Genomic DNA, 1,231 nt, shown 5'->3' with positions numbered 1-1,231 from the left:
AATGCATTGGCGTATTTCTGCCTTCCTCGACTGTACCGTAAGTAATATACAATTGATTACAAGCCAGAAAATGCACTGTGATATTCCTTACTTTGCCAAAATCATCACCGGCAGACGGTGGCGGTGGTGGTAATGGTATTACTGCTGAATAGTTTTCACTGTATTGCTGAATAGCAGCCCGTTCTTTTTCGTCAAAATTTAATCCAGGTAGATTTAATACTCTGGCATTCCAGCCAGGATATGGCAAAACCCGCCAGTTGATACGCGCCATCATGCCCGGTTTCCATTTCGCCGGCAGATAGGCGGCTCCACACGTAGAACCACCTCCGTAGCGCGTTTTACCTACCTCATAATCATCTACGCCCGGTGTTTTGGGAATACAGCCGCCATTGATTGAACCGCCAGACATATTTTCATAGTTATACTCAAGTGCCTCGACCGGCGCAGCATAAGCTTTGTTTTTACCGGAAGTAACGCCGACAAATGGTTCGAAACCTCCGCCACAGGAGGTAACCGCGGTTACCGACAGCAGTAGTAAGCTCAGCCGGATAAGACGGCTTGCGGTAAATATTTTTCTTCCAGACATTTGATTCTCACTATTCTTAAATTGATACGGTATTTTTATGCAAAATTCGGTGTTAACTTTGTATTAGCAGCCGTGTCTGATTTGCCGGCTTTATGCCGGTTTTGGTTGATGGTATCGCTTCCGGCTTTTACTACCTATATCAATATTTTACACAATTACCACTACCGGCGCAGAATATTATTTACATTAATATGCTGAATATAATTAATTTTCCGAACTAAGACATTATTTATGTATATATTAATTTTTTACAGCATAATATTGCGATATTCTGGTTTTTATTTAGTTTTATGGCTATGCGGGATTAATTCCGTTGTGGTGAAAGTGTCGGTTGCAGCGCCGGCGATGGCTGTCACTGTTGCCAAATCAACCAGCGCACTAAGCAGCAAAAACCGCCAGTCTATTTACCAGTAACCGGCAGCTTGCCCTGCTGCTCCAATTCTTTAATGTACTCCGGCAGAATCACCTGCTTAATATTTGCCCGCTCCTGTTTGATTGCATCCAGTTTGGCTTTATTGCGCCGGTAATCCGCCATGGATTTGATTGACGGGCGCGGTGTGCATAGTTTCTGGCTTTTCGCAAACAATTTGTAATGCATTGGCGTATTTCTGCCTTCCTCGACTGTACCGTAAGTAATATACAATT

General features: G+C 43.5%; 2 protein-coding genes. Both read right to left on the bottom strand.

The features are described 5' to 3' along the window. Nucleotides 1-586, bottom strand: a 586-nt coding sequence (locus tag H3U82_RS10770; protein WP_198210510.1) for a DUF3304 domain-containing protein, incomplete at its 3' end; no start/stop codon positions are given. 400 nt (nucleotides 587-986) lie between these two features. After that, nucleotides 987-1,231, bottom strand: a 245-nt coding sequence (locus tag H3U82_RS10765) for a hypothetical protein (RefSeq protein ID WP_232336168.1), incomplete at its 5' end; no start/stop codon positions are given.

Origin of the sequence: Snodgrassella sp. W8132 (genome assembly GCF_016100865.1) — a bacterium.
GTDB classification, from domain to species: Bacteria; Pseudomonadota; Gammaproteobacteria; order Burkholderiales; family Neisseriaceae; genus Snodgrassella; species Snodgrassella alvi.
Note: the sequence above shows the minus strand (reverse complement) of the source record. Positions and strands in the feature narration are given on the sequence as shown.